22 protein-coding genes, 1 tRNA gene and 2 pseudogenes are annotated in these 21,975 nt (G+C 47.2%); 17 read left to right on the forward strand and 8 right to left on the reverse strand.

From position 1 onward, the window contains the following. Positions 1–78 precede the first annotated feature (78 nt). Positions 79–579 (reverse strand): annotated as a pseudogene (locus QUB70_RS15500) (class I SAM-dependent methyltransferase); the annotation flags it as partial. 183 nt (positions 580–762) lie between these two features. Here QUB70_RS15500 and QUB70_RS15505 point away from each other — a divergent pair. Then, a complete protein-coding gene (locus QUB70_RS15505; protein WP_332981638.1) occupies positions 763–1,233 on the forward strand; it encodes a MarR family winged helix-turn-helix transcriptional regulator in 471 nt (156 codons plus the stop codon). Positions 1,234–1,396: 163 nt separating this feature from the next. Then, a complete protein-coding gene (locus QUB70_RS15510; protein WP_332981640.1) occupies positions 1,397–3,070 on the forward strand; it encodes an HlyD family secretion protein in 1,674 nt (557 codons plus the stop codon). 64 nt (positions 3,071–3,134) lie between these two features. Here QUB70_RS15510 and QUB70_RS15515 read toward each other — a convergent pair whose 3' ends face one another. Continuing rightward, on the reverse strand, positions 3,135–3,626 hold the full coding sequence (locus QUB70_RS15515) for a GNAT family N-acetyltransferase (RefSeq protein WP_332981642.1): 492 nt from the start codon (positions 3,624–3,626) through the stop codon (positions 3,135–3,137). A 466-nt stretch (positions 3,627–4,092) separates the two neighbouring features. Continuing rightward, complete coding sequence (locus QUB70_RS15520; protein ID WP_332981644.1) at positions 4,093–5,223, reverse strand: DUF4365 domain-containing protein; 1,131 nt, start codon at positions 5,221–5,223, stop codon at positions 4,093–4,095. 286 nt (positions 5,224–5,509) lie between these two features. On the opposite strand from QUB70_RS15520, the gene rpmH reads away from it, so the two are divergent. The 12 genes from rpmH (at position 5,510) to QUB70_RS32715 (ending at position 14,131) form a co-directional block, all read left to right on the forward strand. After that, positions 5,510–5,647, forward strand: a complete 138-nt coding sequence (gene rpmH, locus QUB70_RS15525) for a 50S ribosomal protein L34 (RefSeq protein ID WP_006632320.1) — start codon at positions 5,510–5,512, stop codon at positions 5,645–5,647. Positions 5,648–5,689: 42 nt separating this feature from the next. Next, the gene (rnpA, locus tag QUB70_RS15530) at positions 5,690–6,094 is read left to right on the forward strand and encodes a ribonuclease P protein component (RefSeq protein WP_332981645.1); all 405 of its coding nucleotides are present in this window, start codon (positions 5,690–5,692) and stop codon (positions 6,092–6,094) included. Further along, entirely contained in the window at positions 6,066–6,458 is a 393-nt protein-coding gene (locus tag QUB70_RS15535) for a PH domain-containing protein (RefSeq protein WP_332981647.1), read from the forward strand. The genes rnpA and QUB70_RS15535 overlap by 29 nt, the downstream gene beginning before the upstream one ends. 203 nt (positions 6,459–6,661) lie before the next feature. Continuing rightward, positions 6,662–7,810, forward strand: coding sequence for a membrane protein insertase YidC (yidC, locus tag QUB70_RS15540; RefSeq protein WP_332981649.1), 1,149 nt, complete (start codon positions 6,662–6,664; stop codon positions 7,808–7,810). Between the two features lie 11 nt (positions 7,811–7,821). After that, positions 7,822–8,295, forward strand: a complete 474-nt coding sequence (locus QUB70_RS15545) for a Jag family protein (RefSeq protein ID WP_332981650.1) — start codon at positions 7,822–7,824, stop codon at positions 8,293–8,295. A 272-nt stretch (positions 8,296–8,567) separates the two neighbouring features. Beyond that, positions 8,568–9,080, forward strand: a complete 513-nt coding sequence (locus QUB70_RS15550; RefSeq protein ID WP_332981652.1) for a YceD family protein — start codon at positions 8,568–8,570, stop codon at positions 9,078–9,080. 190 nt (positions 9,081–9,270) lie between these two features. Then, positions 9,271–10,779, forward strand: a complete 1,509-nt coding sequence (locus QUB70_RS15555; protein WP_332981655.1) for an AAA family ATPase — start codon at positions 9,271–9,273, stop codon at positions 10,777–10,779. A gap of 214 nt (positions 10,780–10,993) precedes the next feature. Then, a complete protein-coding gene (locus QUB70_RS15560) occupies positions 10,994–11,455 on the forward strand; it encodes an SH3 domain-containing protein (protein ID WP_332981657.1) in 462 nt (153 codons plus the stop codon). A 444-nt stretch (positions 11,456–11,899) separates the two neighbouring features. Continuing rightward, positions 11,900–12,076, forward strand: a complete 177-nt coding sequence (locus QUB70_RS15565) for a hypothetical protein (RefSeq protein ID WP_332981661.1) — start codon at positions 11,900–11,902, stop codon at positions 12,074–12,076. Between the two features lie 523 nt (positions 12,077–12,599). Then, positions 12,600–13,802 (forward strand): peptidoglycan-binding domain-containing protein, encoded by a 1,203-nt coding sequence (locus tag QUB70_RS15570; protein ID WP_332981665.1) that lies wholly within the window; start codon positions 12,600–12,602, stop codon positions 13,800–13,802. Further along, complete coding sequence (locus QUB70_RS15575; RefSeq protein ID WP_332981666.1) at positions 13,799–13,993, forward strand: peptidoglycan-binding domain-containing protein; 195 nt, start codon at positions 13,799–13,801, stop codon at positions 13,991–13,993. Before QUB70_RS15570 ends, QUB70_RS15575 begins: the two co-directional genes overlap by 4 nt. A 9-nt stretch (positions 13,994–14,002) precedes the next feature. Beyond that, positions 14,003–14,131, forward strand: a complete 129-nt coding sequence (locus tag QUB70_RS32715) for a peptidoglycan-binding domain-containing protein (protein WP_442927789.1) — start codon at positions 14,003–14,005, stop codon at positions 14,129–14,131. Positions 14,132–14,308: 177 nt separating this feature from the next. Here the strand turns inward: QUB70_RS32715 and QUB70_RS15580 are convergent, their stop codons facing one another. The 3 genes and pseudogenes from QUB70_RS15580 to lipA form a co-directional block, all read right to left on the reverse strand. Next, positions 14,309–14,836, reverse strand: a complete 528-nt coding sequence (locus tag QUB70_RS15580) for a transcriptional repressor (protein ID WP_332981668.1) — start codon at positions 14,834–14,836, stop codon at positions 14,309–14,311. A gap of 284 nt (positions 14,837–15,120) precedes the next feature. After that, positions 15,121–16,386: an RNA polymerase sigma factor SigC gene (gene sigC / locus QUB70_RS15585; RefSeq protein WP_332981670.1), complete on the reverse strand. Its 1,266-nt coding sequence runs from the start codon at positions 16,384–16,386 to the stop codon at positions 15,121–15,123. 989 nt (positions 16,387–17,375) lie between these two features. Continuing rightward, positions 17,376–18,251, reverse strand: a pseudogene (gene lipA / locus QUB70_RS15590) (lipoyl synthase); the annotation flags it as partial. Positions 18,252–18,342: 91 nt separating this feature from the next. Between lipA and QUB70_RS15595 the strand changes: the two are divergent. From QUB70_RS15595 to QUB70_RS15605, 3 genes are all read left to right on the forward strand, one after another. Then, positions 18,343–18,416: transfer RNA gene (locus QUB70_RS15595), tRNA-Pro, on the forward strand. Between the two features lie 39 nt (positions 18,417–18,455). Next, a complete protein-coding gene (locus tag QUB70_RS15600) occupies positions 18,456–18,581 on the forward strand; it encodes a hypothetical protein (RefSeq protein WP_332981672.1) in 126 nt (41 codons plus the stop codon). 318 nt (positions 18,582–18,899) lie between these two features. Next, positions 18,900–20,024 carry an EAL domain-containing protein gene (locus tag QUB70_RS15605; RefSeq protein ID WP_332981674.1) on the forward strand — a complete coding sequence of 375 codons (1,125 nt, stop codon included), beginning with the start codon at positions 18,900–18,902 and terminating at the stop codon, positions 20,022–20,024. Positions 20,025–20,066: 42 nt separating this feature from the next. Here the strand turns inward: QUB70_RS15605 and QUB70_RS15610 are convergent, their stop codons facing one another. Both QUB70_RS15610 and xth read right to left on the reverse strand, forming a co-directional pair. After that, a complete protein-coding gene (locus QUB70_RS15610; RefSeq protein ID WP_332981729.1) occupies positions 20,067–20,942 on the reverse strand; it encodes an SDR family oxidoreductase in 876 nt (291 codons plus the stop codon). A gap of 171 nt (positions 20,943–21,113) precedes the next feature. Further along, positions 21,114–21,899, reverse strand: coding sequence for an exodeoxyribonuclease III (gene xth / locus QUB70_RS15615; protein WP_332981732.1), 786 nt, complete (start codon positions 21,897–21,899; stop codon positions 21,114–21,116). Positions 21,900–21,975: the final 76 nt, after the last annotated feature.

The following is a 21,975-nucleotide window of genomic DNA, read 5'->3' on the forward strand; positions in this document are numbered from 1 at the left end:
AATATATAGTCCAAATAAAAGTCCATGACAGCAAATGTATTGTTTGTTACATTATACACCATAAAGTCAGGAGAGCCATTCTACCCGATCGCCCTCCGAACCTTCCCGCCAAGCTGCGATCGCCTTTTGATAAAACATCCGGTTGGAAAAGCTAAAAATTGCTACTCCACCAGGCTTTAAAATCCGGTGAATCTCGGCAAAAATCGCATCCGGGTGCTGCAAATACTGTACCGAAACGCAGTTGACAACGGCGTCAAACTCTGCATCCGGCAATGGCAATTTGGGATTTGCGTTCAAATTCTGCACGAAATAATGATTCAGCCGGGGATTTTTTGCCAATTCCTCTTCATTCAATCCGTGTCCTTCGACATGGGCAAATTGCATCTCGTCGGGTAGATGAGAAACCCAACTGCTCATCATATCAAAAACCCGAGTATTCGGTTTCAAGCGTTGCCGATACAAATCGGTTAGTTGCTGGATAAACCCGTCATCTACATGAGTCACAAACCGAGGAGATGAATAGAACAGTGTATCGTCGGTGTCGTCTAACTTGGTGCGTCGATCGGCTGGAAGCAACATAAATTCAGATCGCAAACTAGATTTACCCTTTCTAGTTTAAGAAAAATTAAGAAATGTAAACACACTTCCTGGGGCGGACATCCGGCACTCGGCTGTTAGCCTCGCCAAAAAACCTGCGATCGCCCCTTGACAGCTTCCAAAAAATATCTTACTCTAATAATACGAACACTAACTAATAAACCTATGGTTACTGCACCCACTGTCGATCGCACAAATCTAGCTCAGTGGCACGACGTTCTCGCCCCCCACAGCATCGGCTACCGGCTCAAACTGCTGGGGCAGCTAGGTACTCGCAGGCTGCAAGAGGTACTCGAACCCTTTGGATTGACATCTTTTCACTGGCTGGTACTGTGCTGCTTGTGGCAAGAAGATGGTTTGCCGACTTCCAGTATTGGCGACAAACTGCAACAAGTGGGCGGGACACTGACAGGGGTGATCGATCGCATGGAAGAAAGAGATTTAGTCCGCCGGGAGAGAGACACCCGCGATCGGCGCATTTGGCGAATTTGGCTGACGGATGCAGGCAGGGAACTGCAAGACGTGCTGCCGCCACTGGTAGCCAATATCAGAGAGAAGTCAATGAGTGGAATTTCAAAGGCCGATCGAGAACGCTTCTCACAACTCATCGATATCGCGATCCTCAATCTTTCCTAAACCGACAAATCGCTCTTTCGAGTGAAGCGCAGCAGCATCTACCTCCACTACATTACAAATAACCGCAAAATACTACGCACTCTTAAAAAAAGCCGTCTTACTAAATAAAAACTACGTACCCTAAACAAACATCATCTAACTAAAGTATCAGGAGTCAAGTACCATGAAAGGCACAAACGAAACCAACCCAGAATTCAACGGTAACGGCAAAGCAGTCGCCCTCTTAGAAAAGCCGATCGACGACACCCAAGCTAAAAGCCTGCCAGTAATCCCCGTCCCAGAGACAGAAATCAGCACCCCCGCCGAGTTCAAAACAGACGCAGAAACAGAACTGCAAGCACCCCTACCGGCCGCTGCAACACCCAAGAAAAAGTCCAAGAAACCGCTGATTTTCGCAGCGCTGGGCATAGGGGCGATCGCAGCCGGCAGCTTCGGCTACCACTACTGGCAATACGCCTCCATCCACCAAGAAACCGACAATGCTACAGTTGCCGGACACATCCACCAAGTCAGCAGCCGCATCAACGGTACTGTCGGCGAAGTCTTAGTACAAGACAACCAACAAGTAAAACCCGGACAACTGCTGATCGAACTTGACCCCCGCGACTACCAAGTTAAAGTCCAACAAGCCCAAGCCGCCTTAGAAAACGCCCGCCGCCAAGCCGAAGCAGCCGAAGCCAATATTTCCCTAGCCGCCCAAACCAGCCAAGGCAAAACTGCCCAAGCTCAAGGAGATATCGGCAGCGCCAACGCTGCCATTTCCACCGCCCAAGCAGCAATTAGAGAAGCCCAACAAGGCGTGCCCGCTGCCGAAGCAGTAGTAGCCCAAGCCGAAGCTGGCGTGCCCGCCGCCATCGCCAAAGTCGCCCAAGCTCAAGCCGGAATACCGCAAGCTCAAGCCAAAGTTACGGAAGCCGAAGCCGGCATTGCTGCGGCGCAAGCTCAGCTAGCACAAGCGCAAGCCAACCTCGTCAAGACGCAAGCTGATTACAGACGGTACGAAAGCTTGCAGGAAGAAGGTGCGATCGCCCGCCAGCAACTAGACGCAGCGAGAGCCGCTTACGAAGTAGCTCAAGGCCAAACCACCGCAGCCCAACAAGGAATTGCCCAAGCTAGAGCACGGTTAGCCCAAGCCAAAGAAGGCGTAACCGAAGCCCAAGCAGCAGTAGCCCAAGCTCAAGAAGGAGTAAAACAAGCCGAAGCCCAAGTAGCGCAAGCCAAAGTCGGCATCGCCAGCGCTCAAGCTAAAGTCGCCGTAGCGCAAGAAGGCATCAGCACCGCCGAAGCCAAACTTGCTGCATCAAAGGGCGGATTGCAACAAGCTGAAGCTACGGGCGAACAAACTAAAGTCAGCCGATCGCAGTATGATGCTGCTAAAGCTGCGATCGCCCAATCGGAAGCATCAGTTAAAGACGCTCAACTGCAACTTTCTTACACGAATATCACCGCACCAGCCGCCGGACAAATCGGCCGCAAGTCGGTTGAAGTCGGGCAGCGGGTGCAGCCGGGAACGCCGTTAATGGCGATCGTCAGCAACGATTTGTGGATAATTGCCAACTTCAAAGAAACGCAACTAGCAAACATGAAACCAGGCCAAAAAGTAGAAATCAAATTAGATGCTTTTGGTGGTCGCAAATTTGAAGGTCATCTCGATAGTTTCTCCCCTGCTTCTGGCGCTCAATTCTCCTTATTGCCTCCCGATAATGCTACGGGAAACTTCACCAAAGTTGTGCAGCGGATTCCGGTAAAAGTTGTGTTTGATGCCGAAAGCATTAAAGGCTATGAATCGCGAATTGCACCGGGGATGTCTGCTACGGTAAATGTTGAACTGAAATAAGGGAAGAGCACGGATGTTGACACGGAATTACGCAGTTTCTTGCTCGTCTTTCATCCCTGCGGATTTAAAGCTTCTTGAAGTATCTGGCGACTGGTAACAGCTCGAAGCCCACCTTTTCGTAGGTACGACGTGCTCTTTCATGACCGGGATCGCCTCCGGTCTCGACCATAGCAACAGACATTCCAGCATCTTTCATCCAATTGAGAGCAAATTCTATCAGATCGGTGCCAATGCCTTGACCTTGAAAGTCTGGATCGACAGCAACCATGTAGATTTCACCCATACTGTCCTCCGAGTGTAGTTTTACGGCTACAAAGCCCACGGTTGAACCAGCGTCGAGCGCAATCGCAACCCATACATTTGTGTCCTCCGCAGCGCAGATATTCTCGACAGCCTTTTGTTGGCTCACACGCCAATGATCGGGATAGAATGCCCGGTACACATCAGCGTTCAACACGTTCTGAATCGAATCAAAGACCGGAGCCCATGCTCGCAGCGACAGACGAATGACTGCATCAAGTTGATGAGCGTCGTAAGGTTCAATTCGGATTTCCATATTAACTCCTGGTCGGAAGTCTTTGCTGATATTTTACTGCGTATTACGATCGTCCTTGCAATAGACCTCTTGCAAAAGTCCTTTTAATCAAATTTTGGAACGGGCTCTCCGGCCCGTTCCACAAGGAAAATGTTTTTTGTGGGATGGGCATCTTGCCCGTCCTAGTTATTTTTGCAAGAGGTCTAATATCATCCGTGTATCCGTGCTGTTGTTTTATTTTTCGCTATTTTGCGCGAAGGGCGATCGAACTTTTTTCAGCAACTATATTATGCTCGACGGTAAATGTTGAACTGAAATGAGGGAAGGCACGACACGGATGTTGACACGGATACACGGATGAATTTAGAAGTCGGGGATTTGATTTTTTTCGGTTAAGGTCGATCGCCCTTGCTATATCATCTTGGAAAGTTAGGGATATGGTAGTGAAAACGAAACCGAAATCTCCTCGTTCACCAGCTAGTCAAACTTAAAGCGTGTTTGGAAACTTCAAGGATAAAGAGTATTTACGTCCAGACAAATCAAAATAGTGCCAAAGTATATCTCTTCTCGGATCGGGATGCAGATAACTACCAGTCCTCCTTTCCCTTGTTTCCGTAGAGACTGTTTTACGAGCCACAAGGCTAATGGCATACCACTGTCCATCCACCTTGAAAAGATTTAATTTACCTGGTGGTATTTCATACCAAGCTATTGCTGAAATATGCCTTCCCTCTACTATTACTGAAATGCTTCCCCCAGGATAACCTCCGCGTGACATGAGATTTTTATGTAGCTCGCAATTAGTAAAGTCAAGGCTTAGTAAATAACATATTTTTTCAAAGGTTTCATGACTAAGAATATAATTTCTTTCAAATGGCATTTGCAGTAGGATAGCTTCTCCTCCTTTTAACTCACCCCAAGCTATAGCTTTAACTTCCTTACTATATCCTTCACCACCGAATGTTTGTGCATAGACTGTAACTGGAAAACCAGGGCTTCCATATCCACACTTGGCATTAGCGATTCGACTACCTTCTAAGTAGTAATGCATTAATCCTTTGATAGTCATTCTCTCTCGCGAGGATGAGCTGTCAAATTCCAGCGTCAATGTTCCCAGATAATCGCCCTGCCGAGGAGTAGCTGAAGCTTGCATATTAACTATTGATACCAATTGAGCAGGCAGTGCATCTACATCTTGCTCAAAACGATTTTGAAGAGGAACCGGAATCGAAACCCTTTTTTGTTCTTGCCAGTTTTTATTAAGCGAGCTAAGAAAATCCTTTGGAAAAGACCAATAGAAACTGCAAGTTTGAAGATCGACTACAACTAAAAATGTAGGATTTGGCTGGATCAACCAATAATTAAGAGTCGTTACAGCAATAGGAACTCGAATTGAATCGCCTTTGATTTCAGACTCTTCTGTACCTTTGCATTGAACGTTAAATAACTTTCCAGTTGGGTACTCTTCTTGAATAAGCTCACAAATGAAATCAATCCCCATATCCCGATCTTGTGGAACAGCAATAACATTACAAAAATCAGTTAAAACTGAACTAAGAAGGTCAGCAGCACTTCCACCAATTCTCTGAGCGTCTGTACGTTTAGGTAACTTTGTCATTACGGTAATGGAGCTTTTTTCACAATCTTAACTAAACCGCTATCTAAGGCAAAAGCAAATAGGAATAGAAATACTTTAAGTAGAAGATGGCTTTGTCTGTGTAACTTATAATTGTATCGCAGTTTCGGTATAATACTTAATATAATACAAAAATACCGCAACTTCACTCTTACTCTCATTACATCTCAACCCATAAAAATATTATTGCTAATAAAACCACTCTATGGTAAACTAGAAGATTGTGAATATTAATCAAAAGTAAAGTAACAAGCCCGGAGAAATCAAAATGACACAGCAAACCCTGCACGGAACCAGCCGCAAAAGAAAAAGAACATCGGGTTTTCGCGCCAGAATGCGCACCGCAACCGGTCGATTGGTAATCAAAGCCCGCCGCAGCAAAGGTCGCCACCGCCTCGCAGTCTAGCACTGCATCCAAGTTGAGAAGCCTCAACGATCGCCCTACGCCATGTTGCCTCCTACAAACCGACTCAAGCACCGAAAAGACTTCAGCGCCGTCTACCGCAAGGGAATGCGCCGCAACTCCGCTCATTTCAGCTTAAGAGCTCTGCGCAAACCCAAAAGCGCCGAATTAGCCAAACCGACAGCCAAAAAATCCTTGCAGCCAACTCGCACAGGCATTTCTATCAGCCTGAAAGTTAGCAAGCGCGCTGTAGTCCGCAACCGGATTAAACGCCAGATTCGGGCAGCTTTGCGACAGCTATTGCCGCGATTAAAATTCGGCTGGGATTTAGTAATAGTCGTGCGTCCGATCGCACAAGAGTGCAATTATGCAGAAATTCTGCAAGAATTAGAGCAGTTGTTGGTAGAAGCCGAGGTACTAGATGGGAATTCGAGAGGAAGTATATTATGAAGGCGGCCCCGCGCCCGGAGACTTGATCGTCAACTTACTCCTAGGGCTGACAGTCGTCGGAATCCCCCTCGCAGTAGGAGCAATTGTCAGGGCTCTGTGGCTGCGGTATCGGATCACGAGTCGCCGAGTGTCCGTAACTAGCGGTTGGATGGGGGGCGATCGGACAGACGTTATCTACTCAGATATAGTCAAAATCGTCACAGTACCTCGCGGTTTCGGGAGTTACGGAGACATGGTGCTCACCATGAAAAATGGCAGCCGCTTGGAACTCAGAGCTATTCCGAAATTTCGAGCAATGTATGACTACATTAACGAAAAACTGCCCGCAGCAGCTCAAAAAGCAAACGCGGCTCAAGCTAAATAACCGAACCGCTTCGTCCTCAAATCAGGGTAAAGTGAGTGCGATTATTGGCAAACTCATAACAAAATACCCGCAGGCCGGGCGGTCGATCGACGGGCAATGTCCTAAGATAGAGACAAAACCATAAAAGTTGAGGCGGCTCGCGTTCAGCGAGTAAAAATAGTTCTCAACCGCAAACATAGAGCACCTAAATTAACGAACAGCGAATGGATTTTGGTATCTCGTTTCTCTCCAACAACCTCATGCTCCCGATCCTAGATTTTTTCTACGGGATCGTGCCAAGCTACGGTTTAGCGATCGTAGCTCTGACGCTCGTGATTCGCTTTGCTCTTTATCCTCTCAATGCAGGCTCTCTTCGCAATATGCGGCGCATGAAAGTAGCGCAGCCGTTGATGAAAGAGCGAGTAGATCAAATTCAAAAACTCTATAAAGAAAATCCTGCAAAACAGCAGGAGGAAATGAGCAAAGTATACAAAGAATTTGGCAATCCTCTAGCAGGATGCTTCCCGTTGGTACTGCAAATGCCAGTGCTGTTTGCACTTTTTGCAACACTCAGGGGTTCGCCGTTTTCTGACATAAATTACAGCGTCAACGTTCAAGTTTTGCCGAAAGAACAAATCGAAACTGTTCAACCGCAAGCTTTTGCTACACCGCCCCAAAATATTTACGTCACAGGTACTTTTCATGCTCCAGTTGTGGGCGTGATTCCAGGCGGCGACAAAATCGCAGTCGGCGACACCACCAAGATTGATTTTCAAACTACAGAAGGCAAACCTCTCCAAGCTCTAGCGACAGAAAATAAGAGCGAAATAGACTTTGAACCCCGCTGGAAAGTCATCAAAGGCGAAGAAACTGTCAAGGTAGACGAACAGGGCAACATCACGGCCTTAGCGCCCGGTGAAGCCACAGTTCAAGGCACAATCCCCGGATTGGCTGCTAACAAAGGATTCCTGTTTATTGAAGCTCTAGGTCGCGTTGGCGCGATCGACTCCGACGGTACAATCCACTGGGATATTTTGGTGATGATTCTGGGCTTCGGCATCAGTTTGTACATCAACCAAACTCTTTCGGGACAAGCACAAGGGCCAAACGACAACCCCCAACAGGCTACAGTCAACAAACTAACGCCTGTCATATTTTCGGGGATGTTTTTGTTCTTCCCGCTGCCCGCTGGCGTGTTGATGTATATGCTGATTGCTAACATCTTCCAGACTGTTCAGTCGTTCATTTTGTCCAGAGAACCGCTGCCCGAAAACCTGCAAAAAATAGTGGACGAAGCAGAGGCGAAAACCAAAAAAGACCAGGGATTAGATGCCATTCCCTTTGAGCCCAAGCGTGCCAAGAAAAAGGCTTGATTTTAACAACAATGAAAGACTCTCAAATGCAGCGCGGACAGCAATGGTTAGAAGAACTGTTACAACTGTCCGCCATTCCGTCAAAAGTGGTATGCGAACAACAAAAAGATTGCTATTGGATGACAATAGATGAAAGCAATCTGACGGCAGAACAAGTTGCAATTTTAGTCGGGTCTGACGGCAATGTAATAGATGCCATTCAGTACCTCTGCAACACGGTTCAGAATATAGGTCAGGATGTAGAGGAGTCACTTCCTTATACAGTCGAACTCAATGGTTATCGCATCCGCCGTCAAGAGGAATTGCGATCGATGGCAGAGTACGCAGCAGAGCAAGCGCGATCGACGGGAGTTGAATTTGAACTCAAATCCCTGTCTTCGGCAGAACGCCGTCAAGTCCACAGCTTTTTGAGCGAATGCGAGGACATAGAAACTTACAGTCAAGGACAAGAACCCGATCGGCGTTTGGTAGTGCGGCTGCGCTGACGTTCAGTTGACAGTTGACAGTTGACAGTTGACAGTTGACCGCACGGGTAGCGACCTCTACCTGGAAGGAAGAGGATTGGAGTAATGAATAGTCTTCTTTTAATTTCTCCCAATCGGGGAGAGGCTTTAAACCAATTCTTTCTGGTAAACAGGGAAAAAGAGAAAAAAGGAAAAAGAGAAAAAGGAAAAAGGAAAAAGCGAAAAATTAGCTATTCCTTTTGACTTTTGACTTTTGCCTTGAGACGAGGAGAATAAAAGGGCTAAAGATTATTATGGAGACAATTTATATTCCTCATCTACTCACAAAAACAGAGCGAAAAGAGGTAATTGATTTTGAAGAATTTATCCCCGATTTAGAAACTCTTACTCCGGTGCGGGGGCGACTGCAAGTGACTCACCAAGGAAATTATCTTGAGGTGAAGGCGAAAGCAGAAACAATTGTTACTCTCACCTGCCATAGATGCTTGAAACAATACAATCACCGTTTGGCACTGCAATCATCGGAACTAATCTGGCTTGAAGAAAAAGCGAATCAGCTTGATTCAAGTTCAGGAGAATTTGAAGTTGATTTTGAAGATTTGGTGGAGAATTTGTCCCCAGCCGGCTATTTCTCTCCCAGCGATTGGGTGTACGAGCAAATGTGTTTGGAACTGCCGCACAAACAGATATGTGATACTGAATGTCCGGGAATTTCTTTAACTGATGATGCAAATACAGAAAGCTCAGAAACAGTCTCTGACAGTCGCTGGGCGTCTCTGGAAGCACTTAAACGGCAATTGCCTTAGTAAATAGTCAGCAGTCAACAGTCATGAGTCAATAGTCATTAGTCATTAGCTAAAAACTAATAACTGTAGAATAACGAAAACCAAAAATAACACCAGCTAAAACCTAAAACCTAAAAACCAATGACTAATGACTAATGACTAATGACTAAAAACAAATGACTAATGACTAATGACTAATGACTAATAACTAATGACTATTTTTAACGACGAGTTTGAACTGCTGCTACGATCGCGCTACCCCCTAATTTACATTCCCACGCGGGAAGAAGAGCGCGTAGAAGCGGCGATCGCCCAAAGTGCCAAAAAACAAGGTTCTCGCGCCGTATACATCTGGGATTTTGTTGATGGCTACCAAGGCAATCCCAACGATGCCGGTTTTGGCAAGCGCAACCCGCTGCAAGCTTTGGAATTTCTCGAAAAATTGCCCGCCACCGCGCCTGCAATCTTTATTCTGCGCGACTTTCAGCGGTTTTTGGAAGATGTCTCAATTTCCCGCAAGCTGCGGAATTTGGCGAGACTCCTCAAATCAGTCCCCAAAAATATTGTCATCGTATCTCCTCTAATTTCGATCCCGGAAGACCTCAGCGAAGTAATGACAGTTTTGGAGTTTCCCCTGCCTGCGGCGGCGGAAATCAAAATTGAGGTGGAAAGACTGCTAGGGGCTACCGGACAAGCCATTGAGGGGCGTTTGCTGGACGAAACGGTGCGCTCCTGTCAAGGGCTGTCGATCGAACGAATCCGCCGAGTTTTGGCAAAGGCGATCGCCACCAGAGGCGAACTCCATCCCGACGACGCGGAACTGATTTTAGAAGAAAAGCGCCAAACCATTCGCCAAACTCAAATTCTGGATTTTTACCCAGCCCGCGAAAATATCTCCGATATCGGCGGTTTGGACAATCTCAAAGAGTGGCTGCTGCGGCGCGGCGGTGCTTTTACCGATCGAGCCCGCCAATACGGTTTGCCGCATCCCAGAGGTTTGTTGTTAGTCGGAATTCAAGGAACCGGAAAATCCTTAACAGCAAAGGCGATCGCCCACCACTGGCATTTGCCTTTGCTGCGCTTGGATGTCGGGCGTTTGTTTGCCGGATTAGTCGGAGAATCGGAATCGCGCACCAGACAAATGATTCAGCTAGCCGAAGCTTTGGCGCCCTGCGTGCTGTGGATAGACGAGATTGACAAAGCTTTTGCGGGATTGGACGGTAAAGGCGATTCGGGGACAACCAGCCGCGTGTTCGGAACTTTTATTAGTTGGTTGGCCGAAAAAACTTCGCCGGTGTTTGTAGTCGCAACGGCCAACAACATCCAGTCTTTGCCACCGGAAATGCTCAGAAAAGGCAGGTTTGACGAAATATTTTTTGTGGGTTTGCCCAGCCAGGAGGAACGGCGGGCGATTTTTGAGGTACATTTGTTGCGGCTGCGATCGCACATTATCAAAAATTACGATGTAGAGCGCTTGGCTTACGAAACTCCCGATTTTTCAGGGGCAGAAATCGAGCAAACTTTGATTGAAGCAATGCACATTGGGTTTAGCCAAAATCGAGACTTTACGACAGATGATATTTTAGAATCAGCCAGTCAGATGGTGCCCTTAGCCAGAACGGCTCAAGAACAAATCCAGTTTCTCCAAGATTGGGCCGCTGCTGGGAAAGCTCGCCTTGCTTCTAGATACGGCAGTTTGAGCCGCCGGATTCAGGGGTAAGCTTTTGAAGTCAGCAGTCAGCAGTCAGTAGTTAGTAGCCAGTTGTCAGTTGGCAGTTACCAGATTTTACTCAACATTCAGCAGTCAACACTCAACAGTCAACCTTCTTCCCTCTCCCCTTCTGCCTTCTGCCTTCTGCCTTCTGCCTGACATCCGTTACATCCGTTACATCCGTTACAGAATCCGTTGCCGAACTTCCTTCATTTGCGGTTTTATGAACAGTATATATAGCGTTTTCAAATTTTTAGTGGGTTTTCTGCTAGCGATCGTCCTGATGGCAGGTGCTAGCGTGGCGGCTGCACTTTACTTTGCCGCTAAGCTAACTACTGCGCCCGAAAGACCTGTTTTTCCCAACGACAAAACAGCAGTTCAGATTGCAGGCGCTGCGCCGAAGTCAACAGCCCAGGCCAGCCCTGTTTCTACATCTAGCGATGCCCCGTCTCCGAAACCGCTGGAACCGGGAGCTTACCGAGCGATGGTAACTCAGCCGATCGGCTTAATTCTCCGGGATAGTGGCAACCGAGACTCGAACCGTATTGGCGGCGTTGGTTACAAGGAAAAAGTCGTGGTTTTGGAAGAGTCGCCGGACAAAGAGTGGCAGCGAATTCGGGTTGAGGATGGCAATCGCGAAGGTTGGGTCAAAGGCGGTAATACTGAAAAAGTTGAGGACGAATAGGACTTAGACAAAAATATACTCCTCTCGTTGTGAGGGCCGCGAAGCAATTTCAGTGTGAAAATTGTTCACTAACGCCGGGTTTTTTCCTGTCTTTTGTTTCAAATAGCTATACACATTTTCAACCACAAGTCAAGTTAAATTTATTGACGATATTTGGGATTGCAGTCAGCAGACGCTGAGACTGTAGGTGCGATCGCCTCTGCAAAATCCTGAATTTTTCATAAAAGCTCAGAGGACATAAGGTTTCAATAGCTAAAACTCAACAGAAAAACTCGAAAATACATAATCTTAACTTATGTTATTAATAAGAGTATGTTAAGAAACTTAGCAAAATTTTAAGGTTAGTTGCAAAATGCAGGCTGTTGTCACCGCAGCACAGACAAGAGTGGTAGCTTTGATCCCAAGATGTAAGTTTTCAGCTTAACAACTACCAACAATAAAAATATGTACGATAAACGTCCCGATCGAGATTTGGCTACTGCTGCTGTTACTGCGGCTCTGGGAGCTGGGGTCGTTACCTCTTTTGCGGTGAGCAGAGGGCAAAACCCGCTGGTAGCCATCGGAATTACTGTTTTTGCAGCGGGAATAGCTTTAATTTGCGATCGGTTCGGCTTGATTTAAGCAATGTCGATTTTTTAATACAAAGTCAACTTATCAAAAAATCCCCGTCCTATTTGCAACTAGCAAAGGTGGGGATTTTTATTGGCTCGTTTTTCGGTCGATCGGCGGTACTTTCCTAGACGCACTCGCAACATGAAGAAACCGCGTTTATTAACTAACAAAAAACCTGCGCTTTCAGGCTCTTTCCCAGACAACAAATTAAGGTAATGACAGCCTGCGCGCAAGTCTTGTGGTAATTTCAGCGGCAGCCAGATAAAATATTAGCCAGCACTACCCTAGAACTTATCGTCTTTTGGCCTCAAAGGCTAAGACTATGCCTGCAAACTTTTTTCTTGACACTCGCGTCTTTATAAATAGCGATGCTATCTTGGTTGTTACCTGTAATTATTTTTGAAGGCAAATTTTTTCAAAAACGGGTGCTTCGCGCAAACAGGTAAAACTTAGCCTCGATCGATCCGCAGCAGCCCCAAGCTCAGCTTGAGTTTGCTCCTACACCCCAACCACAATTTCACACTAAAAAGTTATGGAATCCCTCGCCTACCTCGAACTTGCTCTTGTTTGCGAAGCACCCGCAGAGTCGAAAATTTTTGATGCGCCCCAGTGGCAAAACCGATCGACTCAGACTTATATCCGTTTGCTGTCTCTGGCTTTGATGCTGTCGGTTTTGAGTGCAGCCGGTTCGGCTTTTGCTCAAATAGATCCGAGAAACCCAAATTTGCGATCGGTTCAAGACAGGTTGCGGGAACTCGGCTATTTTCCCAGGTCTTCGACAGGTCAACTCGGCCCGGTTACTAGACAAGCTCTGACTAATTTTCAGCGAGACTATCAACTGTCGCTGACTGGCAGGCCCGATCGATCTACTGTGATAGCACTCAACAGTCTTGCCGATGACGATCGACCTTTTAAAACCTCTTTGACAACATACTATACAAACTATAGCGAGCTGCGTTTTGGAGACGCGGGTGCAGAAGTTTCTGCTCTCCAGCACAGATTGAAGCAACTAGGCTACTTCAACACGCATCCCACAGGGAGTTTTCGCGAAGTTACTCTCAATGCGGTTAGATACTTCCAGCGAATTAATCAATTGCGGGTGACTGGAGTTGCTGACAGGCAAACTTTAGCTTTACTGTTTGGTTCCACCAGCCCGATTCCCCCCGTTACCCATCCGGGGGATATTTCGGGAAATGGGGGTTGCAAGGGGCTGCGGTTCGGGGACACAGGAGCGACGGTAGACTTGATCCAGCGGCAGTTAAAAGCTTTGGGCTATTTTGAAGGCGGCGTTGACGGCAAGTTTCGCGAACGCACTCTCTACGCTGTGACTCGTTTTCAGCAAGATTACAATCTGGTTTCTGACGGCTGCGCTGACACTGCTACTTTGACTGCTATCGATGCCCAGATGAGGCAAGCTGAAATTACCTCATGGACTGAGGAAGATGACCAGCAGAGTAATGCCGAAGATTTTCTGGAGCTGGGCGATAGAGGCCGACAAGTAGAATTTGTGCAGCGGCGGCTGCAAGAATTGGGTTATTACAGGAGCCAGATTCACGGTTGGTTCGATCGACCAACTCAAGCAGCTTTGATCCGCTTTCAGAGGGATAGCGGGCTGTTCGGGACTGGAAGGGTCGATCGCAGCACTCGATCGGCTTTGCGGCAAGCCAACAGGCAGGCCTCCGCGCCTGTGCAGCAAATCGCTGCTGGTCTGCGACGGGGCGATACTGGGCAGTGAACCGAGTATTTGGAGCCGAGACCGAGTTTGCGGTGCTGTCGTTTCAGCAGGAACGCAATTTGTCACCGGCGACGGGAATTGCCACTCCGGCGACTTTGGTTGCGCTCCAAAACGGATTACCTGGGCGGGCGGCTGTTCGTGCTGTTCCAATTAGCAGCAGTTTTAACTCTCGATCGAGCATTCAGCAATGACAAAGGCGGCTGCAAGACCTCGGCTTTTACACAGGCCCCATCGGCGGAGTTTTCGATGCTCCGACGAAAGATGCGCTCGATCGAGCTCAGCGCAGTTGCGGGGTCAGCAGCGACGATTTGTTGAGCCAAACTTTTTAGCCCCAGGCTTGCGGACGCTACATCAAAGAAATCGGGTTTCTGGTTTCCGACTCATTCCTGAAATGATGTATTTTTCTGAAGAAACCCGGTTTCTGCGTAACTGCGATCGCACTTGACCTACCCATTTTTGTTAAGACTTGTAACAAGCCGTACTTGAAATGCGAAAATAGTGTACTCTTACTCGATTGAATCCGGGGCGCTGCTGCCGTTCTGGGCGATCGACCTCGGACAAGACCAATTGCTGGAAACCAAAGACGGCCATCCCATCCGCAAAGCTTCGTGGCACACCGTATGAATGGTTAGCTGGCAGTCTAGCAGGTGCAACCCAGACTTTTCAGATTGCTTCATGCCAATTTTCAAAATCGAATCGTTGTTAAATTCGATCGTTCTGTTGCACTGAACGCAGACTAAGTGGTGGTGGTGGTGCGGGTAAGGCTGATTTATTTCATAGTGTTTGTGACCTTCGGCTAGTTCGAGTTCGCGGAGCAGGCTCATCCTTGCCATTAACTTTAAAGTTCGGTAAATGGTGGACAAGCTAATGTTTTCTCCGCGATTTTTTAACAAAGTGTACAAATCCTCGGCGCTCAGGTGATTGCCTTTGGGGAGGTTCTGAAAAACGTGCAAGATGGTTTCCCGTTGGGGAGTCATCCGCCAGCCTTTGTCATTGAGTTCGGATTTGAATGAGGACGCGGTGTAAAGTGCCATAGTGACCCTCTCAAGAAAGTCTGCCTATTGACAATAATACACAACGATCGAGATATTTGCAAATATCGAAGCTTATTGAAAAAAAGGTTGAGGAAAAATTTGGTTTTTGATATTTTTTGAGATAGGACGTACGGTTGAAACCGCGTCTACAAAAACGAAGTCCGCCTCCGCGGACTCAAGAAGATCGCGTAATTTTTACCGCCCGGTCTTCAACCCGCGGAGGCGGGTTTTGTCTGTATAGAAGCGGTTTCAACCGCCCGGTCTTCTTCTTCTTACGGGCAAATTTAAGTCAGAGACTCCAGATAGTCGCGCACGCGGTTGCGGCGCTTGGGTTGACGGAGTTTTTGCAACGCTTTTGCTTCAATTTGGCGCACTCGCTCGCGGGACAAGTCGAGAGCGCGACCAATTTCTGCCAGCGAGTAGGGGTGTCCGTCGCCCAAACCAAAGCGCATCAGAATTACATCCCGCTCTCGGCTGGTCAAATCTGCCAGCAGTTGCTGCAAGTCGCGGTGCAGAGCTTCTCGCATCAGCATTTCTTCTGGGGAGATGCTGGGGGTTTCGAGCAAGTCGCCCAACTCTGTATCTTTTTCGTTCCCCACTTTAGTTTCCAGAGAAACAGAGCGCGGGACTCGCAGCAAAACTTCTCGGACTTGGGGCGCTGTCATGTCCAACTCGACAGCGATATCTTCGATCGTAGCTGTCCGACCTTTTTCTTGAGAAATTTTGCGCTGGGCTTTTTTGATTTTGTTAAGTTTTTCGGTAATGTGGACGGGGAGGCGAATGGTGCGGCTTTGAGTGGCTATAGCCCGCGTAATTCCCTGCCGAATCCACCAGTACGCATAGGTGCTAAACCGATAGCCCCGCGTCGGATCGAACTTTTCTACCGCTCGCTCCAGTCCGAGAGTACCTTCTTGTATTAAATCGAGCAATTCTAAACCGCGATTTTGATATTTTTTCGCCACCGAAACCACCAGGCGCAGGTTCGCCTTAATCATGTGGTCTTTAGCTTCGACGCCTTCAGCTTGAATTCTTTCGATCGCCTCCACCGTCATTTCTGCTAACTCGGCCCACTGCCGCTTGCCTTCGGCCATAATTCGCTTGAGTTCTGGCACGTCAGCGACGCCGGCGGTTAAGGCCCAGCGTTCCAAGGAAGGTTTGTGTCCCAACTGTGCGGACAAGCGATCGCGCACCTCAATTAAATGCACGAAGCGCCCGATCAGCCCTTCTTCTTGGGAGGCGACGGTGGTACGCAATTCCAGCAATTTGATATAGCGCTGAACTTTTTGAGCTTCCGAGACTTCTTCGTCTCTACCCAAGAGACGAACCCTACCGATTTCTTGGAGGTACAGGCGCACTAAGTCTGTAGTGCGGCGGCTGGCATTTTTTTGCAATTTGGCTGCTTGGTCTGCATCCTCTGTTTCTGCTGGGTCTCGATCGATCGGTTCGTCTCCAGCTTCTTCAGCATCTTCATCCAACACATCATCTTGCAAGGGATTGACTCGCAGTTGTTCGTCGAATTCAGCTTCAGCGTAAAAAGAGGTGGCTGGCATAGTGATTTTCTCAGTTGCTCCGGGTGAAAAGATGCTACGCTTAGCGGTTATTTATAATTATGATGCCCACTTTGTTAAGACGAAGCATCACCGCTTTGTGTTTCTTTAACTAACTTTCCTGACTTTTCTGCTGTTGGAGAGATCGAACTTTTGCTGCCCCACTTGTTTTACCAAGATTCTGGAAAATGCTAAGAACTTTCTGATGTAACAGGTTGAAGGCCCGAAAAGTGTGTTGTACTTCTTTGTTTATGTAGCTAGTATAGATAGTGACTGGCTAGAAACAAGTGACGTTAGTCAGAAGTTAAGTTAATCTTCATCACCGATAAGCTGGTTCCCGATCACTTCGGAAAATTAGCCATTTTTTTAATAAAACTTTATATAACTCAGCGCTCTTAATTAAATACCCCGCAGTTGGGCCCAAGTTTAATCCTTACAGAATATCAGCTTCAGAGTTTGTAAAGTCCGCAGTACCGAATTAGCGGCTGACGCAAAAACCGGGTTTCTCGATGTCTTTTGCGTCAGTCAAGAGTTTGAGGAGGCGATCGACCGATAATTGTTTTGCTATTGGCTGCTGGTTCCCGGTTAACATCACGCCCAGAACACCAGCATCAGAAACGGGGTCTTTTGCGCCTTGCCTGCACAGAAAGCGCAGGTTTTTCGTTGCTGTTGACTCGATCGGGTCTTACAGTCCCGGACGCATGGGTGCGTCGAAACCTGGTTTTTTAACCAAAATACTTGATAAAAGCCCTAAATTTCTGTTAAAAAACCCGGTTTCTTTGTGGGCGAGTGGCTAAATCCTATCTTACTGAGAATGTTGCTCTGGGCGCGATCTCAAATCCGGTAGCATCGGAATTAATATTGCCACAGCTTTCGACACCGCGAGTGCCTCAGTCCCTACAATTAATTGCGGTAGGGACACGGCAGTGCCGTGTCCTCTATATCATTCCGATGCTAAGGGATTTGATATGACTTAGCTCAAATTCAAATTGCTAGCGCGGGTAAAGTTTCATCAGTTCCCTCACTTGTTCGGCGTGATACGAACTGCGAGTTAAGGGAGAAGCGACTACTTGCAAGAATCCCAAAGATTCGCCAAACTTTCTCCAAGCATCAAACTGTTCTGGCGGCACAAAGTTTTCTACGTTCAAGTGCTTTTGAGTCGGTTGTAGGTACTGTCCAAGTGTCAAAATATCGCACCCAACAGCACGCAAGTCCTGCATCGCCTCTCGAATTTCGCTGTCTGTTTCTCCCAGTCCCACCATGATGCCGGATTTGGTGTAAACCCCAGGTGCGAGTTCGCGACTTCGCTGCAATAGTTCCAGCGTGCGATCGTACTTTCCTTGCGGCCGCACCTTGCGATAAAGTCGCTTTACGGTTTCGGTATTGTGGTTGAGTACATCGGGGCGGGCTGCTAGAATAATTTCTAAAGCTTGCCAGTTGCCGCACAAGTCGGGAATCAAAACTTCTATAGTTGTATCGGGCATCGCCGATCGCACCGCTTGAATGCACTCGACAAACTGAGACGCGCCTCCATCCGGCAAATCGTCCCGGTTGACAGAGGTAATCACGACGTGGTTGAGTTTGAGCCGCTGCACCGCTTGCGCCAATCTTTCGGGTTCCGTCGGATCTAAAGGTTTGGGCTTTTTCTCAAAATCGATGTCGCAGTAAGGACAGGCGCGGGTACAAGCCGGGCCCATAATCAAAAATGTGGCAGTACCAGCGCTGAAGCATTCGCCGATGTTCGGACACGAAGCCTCTTCGCAAACTGTATTCAGGGATAAATCCCGCAAAATTTCTTTGACGTTGCCGACGCGCTCCCACTGGGGGGCTTTAACTCGCAACCACTGGGGCTTAACTGTCACGTCTGTCTCCGCCTGAGTAGTGTTTTACTAATTATTGTATACGAGCTTGCTCAATTTTGACTCTTATGTGATATGGTAAAAAAATAGTGACTAAATTCGGGATGTAGCGCAGCTTGGTAGCGCACCTCGTTCGGGACGAGGGGGTCGCAGGTTCAAATCCTGTCATCCCGATTATAAAATTAAATTGGATATTCCGCAGCAAGTTAGTTTGTGTTGGGCGATCGTCCGGGTGTGTATATTTGTGGTGCGGATAAATTAGTCGATCGGGCGATTCCCTACGGGATAGCTGCGCTTCACGGGCGTGTTAATTCCCGTTTGGTAAAAAATCAACTGTAGCCACTGTTGTTGCAAAGGGCTTTAAAGTTAATGAGGCGTAAAGAATCAGAGCAGCAGGGGGGAGAGTAAAGAGCAAGTCTTTTCCTTTTCCCTCTCTTGGGATTTGGGACTGTGTTTAATTACACGTACTTGCTAGTGCTTAGAAACTTCCCAAAGTTGAAAACCAGAGGTAAGTATAAATACTGCAATAATTCTTAAATACAAGTTTTTTAAGGTTTACATCTGGAGATAGATGTATCAATAGCTGAATGAGGTTATGATAATAATTAATCTATTGCTAAGTTTTCTAAAGTCACCCAGAAACCGGAGGATATTCCAATGCAAAGAAGTGGCAAAGCCTTCGGCTCCTGCTCTCGCTGCGAAACAGTACCCGCAAAAGAAGAGAACAGCGGAGGTCTATACCTGTGGTTTCCAGTATCGCACACGCTGACCAAAGTTATTTCAGCACTAACCAAGGCTGAATTTGAATTACGGCTGTTAGAAGAAAGCAAGTGTTTGTACATTATTATTGAGGGAATAGCAAAAGAAAAGTTTAACGCCCTAGCATCATCGGTGCTGACAACTCAAGAGTTGAAAGAGACAAAGGTTTTGTGGATGCGCGAAGCTGAACAGCCAAAACTTAGCGATTTTTATCGCAGCACTTCCTTAGACTATTTTATTAATTTGAGTAACTCTGATTGGCTGTTAGATTTATTGTCCGAAGAACGCATTACTACACATTTTCAGCCCATTGTTTATACCTCAGATACTTCTAAAATTTTTGCCCATGAAGCGCTGCTCCGAGGAATTGACGAGCAAGGAAACTTAATTTATCCGGGTCGGATTTTTGCCCAAGCAGAATCAGCAGGCCTAATTTTTCAACTAGATGTTTTAGCCCGGACTCGCGCTATCCGCGAAGCCCATGTTTACGATATCAAAGAACTACTTTTTATTAATTTTTCTCCGACTTCAGTTTACGATCCCGCTACGTGCCTGCGAAGGACAGTACAGGCTATTGATGAATCGGGAATTCCTCACAGCAATATTGTTTTTGAAGTAGGGGAATCTCAGCACCCTCCTGATATGGATCACTTGATTAAGATTCTGAGGTTTTACCGAGAAGCGGGATTTTTAATAGCCCTGGACGATTTTGGCAGCGGTTCTTCTAATTTAAATTTGATGCACCAACTGCGTCCTGATTTTATTAAGTTGGATATGGAATTAATTCGCAACGTCCATCAAGATTATTATAAGGCACTAATTACTGAAAAAATGTTAGAAATTGCCGCTCAATTAGAAATTAAAACTATTGCTGAAGGTGTGGAAACTTTGGAGGAGTTAGAGTGGGTGCGGCAGCGGGGAGCAACTTTTGTTCAGGGTTATTTGATTGCTAAGCCCACTTCTCCGCCGATCGCAGTTACGAGCTATATTGGTGGTGTTGAAGTAGTGCCTATGTCTGCTTAAAATGTTTGCAGTTGCGGTAAAGCACAACTGCAAACGAGTCTTTTAAACGCTCAAATTGCGCCGCAGAAAGCTTTCTAGGGATTCCATTCTCATGCCGTAGATTGATTCCAAGTTTTGCACTTCTTCGGGAGTGCAGAAATACTCGTTACCCAGCAATACGCGCAAAGTTCCTAAGTCTTTTTGAGCTTGAGGATTCAATAAACCCAAGGCATTTCTCACACCATCAAACACCATCAGCGGCGGGTTGATTACCATCGGTTCGCGATTGAATAAGCGTCCAAAAATGCGGGGAATGTCGTCTCTTGTCAGCACATCCGGGCCACCGACTCGCAGAATTTGATTGCGGGCGCCTTCGACTGTTGGCGAGTCTGCGGCAATCTTTGCTAAGTCGTCGGTACTGACAACAGAGGTGCGGTTTTTGCCGTCGCCAATCAGCAGGTAAAGTCCGGTTTCTCGAAATCTTTCTGCTAGCGGTAACAAGCTGGAAGCAAAACCTGCAGGCCGCAAAATTGTATAATTCAATCCGCTGTTTTGGAGGTATTTTTCAACTTCTCGCTTGGCTTTGAATACTGCGGAATCTTCGTATCCTCGATCGACTCCCAGTACCGAAATAAAGACAAAGTGCTGCACTCCGGCTTCTTTGGCGCAGTCGATTAGTTCTATGTTAGCCCGGTAGTGTACTGCTTGAACGTCGCCGCCCGTGCCGTGGGTGCTGATGATGTACTGCACTCCTTGGCAGGCTTTTTTAATATCTTTGTCTTGTTTTAAGTCGCCGATAAAAATCTCGGCGCCTCGGTTTTCTAGTTCTGAGTAGCGAGATGCGAGGCGAACGAATGCGCGGACAGGCTTTTCTTGCTGTCTGATTTCTCGTACAATTCGGCGGCCTAGTGCGCCTGTTGCTCCGGTTACTAAGAACATGATTTTTTGGGGTTGGTTGTTACTTACATATTGCACCTTTGTCAATAACAGGCAAGATGCCTGTTCCACAAAGAGTGAATTTTCTTGTGGGGTGGGCATCCTGCTCGCCCATAAAAGGCTTATTGAGAATGGTGCAATATCTCAGTTATTATTAACCTTATAACTTATAAATCAAATTTCGACAATTACGGGGGCGTGGTCGCTGGGTTTTATTAATTTTCTGGGAGCACTGTCTATTGTACAGTTTTTTGCTTGTTCGTACAGGGGAAAGCTGAGATAATGGTGGTCGATTCTCCAGCCGTTGTTGCGGGGAAATGCGGCGGCGCGGTAGTCCCACCAGCTATAATGACCTCCTTCTGTGGTGAATTTCCGAAAGGGGTCGTTTAATCCTAATTCTATTATTTCTGTGAGTGCGAGGCGCTCGGCTACTGAGAGGCCGACGGAGTTAGCATTGGCTTTGGGATTGTGGATATCTCGATCGTCCGGGACGATGTTGAAGTCGCCGCAAATGCACAGTTTATGGGATTTGTCTAGTGCTATTTTGAGGTATTCTTGCAGCAGTTTAAGCCACTTTAGCTTGTACTCATATTTCTCGCTGCCGACTTCGGAACCGTTGGGAACGTATACGGAAATGATGCAGATATCGTCGATAACCCCGGCTATGAGGCGCTTTTGTTCGTCGAAGCTGCCGGCGGTTTCGGTGCCGAGAATGGGGGCAAATCCGGCGCTGACTTGTGACAGGGGCGATCGGCTAAAAATGGCGACGCCGTTGTAGGATTTTTGACCGGAAATGTAACAGTTGTAGCCGAGGTTGGTGAAGGGTTCTAGGGGGAAGTCTTTGTCGGTAACTTTGGTTTCTTGGAGGCAGAGAACGTCTGGGGAGTTTGCTTGCAACCAGTTAGTAACGTGTTCTAGGCGGCTGCGAATTGAGTTGACGTTCCAGGTGGCGATTTTCATTAATATAGTAATCCTAACGGTGATGTGGGGGGAACCCAAATTCGGATGACTCGGCGGTTGAAACCGCTCCTTGTCA

The sequence above is a fragment of the Microcoleus sp. A003_D6 genome (assembly GCF_036702825.1).
Classification (GTDB): domain Bacteria; phylum Cyanobacteriota; class Cyanobacteriia; order Cyanobacteriales; family Microcoleaceae; genus Microcoleus.

Coding starts and splice junctions, on each gene's coding strand:
- QUB70_RS15505 (WP_332981638.1), top strand. CDS start 763: ATGGTTACTGCACCCACTGTCGATCGCACAAATCTAGCTCAGTGGCAC.
- QUB70_RS15510 (WP_332981640.1), top strand. CDS start 1,397: ATGAAAGGCACAAACGAAACCAACCCAGAATTCAACGGTAACGGCAAA.
- QUB70_RS15515 (WP_332981642.1), bottom strand. CDS start 3,626: ATGGAAATCCGAATTGAACCTTACGACGCTCATCAACTTGATGCAGTC.
- QUB70_RS15520 (WP_332981644.1), bottom strand. CDS start 5,223: ATGACAAAGTTACCTAAACGTACAGACGCTCAGAGAATTGGTGGAAGT.
- rpmH (WP_006632320.1), top strand. CDS start 5,510: ATGACACAGCAAACCCTGCACGGAACCAGCCGCAAAAGAAAAAGAACA.
- rnpA (WP_332981645.1), top strand. CDS start 5,690: ATGTTGCCTCCTACAAACCGACTCAAGCACCGAAAAGACTTCAGCGCC.
- QUB70_RS15535 (WP_332981647.1), top strand. CDS start 6,066: ATGGGAATTCGAGAGGAAGTATATTATGAAGGCGGCCCCGCGCCCGGA.
- yidC (WP_332981649.1), top strand. CDS start 6,662: ATGGATTTTGGTATCTCGTTTCTCTCCAACAACCTCATGCTCCCGATC.
- QUB70_RS15545 (WP_332981650.1), top strand. CDS start 7,822: ATGAAAGACTCTCAAATGCAGCGCGGACAGCAATGGTTAGAAGAACTG.
- QUB70_RS15550 (WP_332981652.1), top strand. CDS start 8,568: ATGGAGACAATTTATATTCCTCATCTACTCACAAAAACAGAGCGAAAA.
- QUB70_RS15555 (WP_332981655.1), top strand. CDS start 9,271: ATGACTATTTTTAACGACGAGTTTGAACTGCTGCTACGATCGCGCTAC.
- QUB70_RS15560 (WP_332981657.1), top strand. CDS start 10,994: ATGAACAGTATATATAGCGTTTTCAAATTTTTAGTGGGTTTTCTGCTA.
- QUB70_RS15565 (WP_332981661.1), top strand. CDS start 11,900: ATGTACGATAAACGTCCCGATCGAGATTTGGCTACTGCTGCTGTTACT.
- QUB70_RS15570 (WP_332981665.1), top strand. CDS start 12,600: ATGGAATCCCTCGCCTACCTCGAACTTGCTCTTGTTTGCGAAGCACCC.
- QUB70_RS15580 (WP_332981668.1), bottom strand. CDS start 14,836: ATGGCACTTTACACCGCGTCCTCATTCAAATCCGAACTCAATGACAAA.
- sigC (WP_332981670.1), bottom strand. CDS start 16,386: ATGCCAGCCACCTCTTTTTACGCTGAAGCTGAATTCGACGAACAACTG.
- QUB70_RS15605 (WP_332981674.1), top strand. CDS start 18,900: ATGCAAAGAAGTGGCAAAGCCTTCGGCTCCTGCTCTCGCTGCGAAACA.
- QUB70_RS15610 (WP_332981729.1), bottom strand. CDS start 20,942: ATGTTCTTAGTAACCGGAGCAACAGGCGCACTAGGCCGCCGAATTGTA.
- xth (WP_332981732.1), bottom strand. CDS start 21,899: ATGAAAATCGCCACCTGGAACGTCAACTCAATTCGCAGCCGCCTAGAA.